Here is a 220-nt window from a genome sequence, read left to right as displayed (position 1 = left end):
GGTCATGGCTGATGAATAGGAAGCCAATATTGTGCTTTGTTTGGATGTCTTTGAGCAGGTCAATCACGGTTAGCTGTACTGAGCGATCGAGTGCTGAAGTCGGTTCATCCAACAAAATGAAAGATGGCTCAAGAATCAGTGCACGAGCAATCGCAATACGTTGTCTTTGTCCGCCAGAAAACTCATGCGGGTAGCGGTTAATTGAGCTTGGCTCCAAACG

1 protein-coding gene is annotated in these 220 nt (G+C 46.8%); it reads right to left on the bottom strand.

Annotated elements, in window-relative coordinates:
* On the bottom strand, positions 1–220 hold a 220-nt coding region (locus A3712_RS16800; protein ID WP_157618797.1), incomplete at both ends, for an ATP-binding cassette domain-containing protein.

Source organism: Vibrio sp. HI00D65 (assembly GCF_001635455.1).
Lineage (GTDB): Bacteria > Pseudomonadota > Gammaproteobacteria > Enterobacterales > Vibrionaceae > Vibrio.
This window is presented reverse-complemented; position numbering and strand designations above follow the sequence as displayed.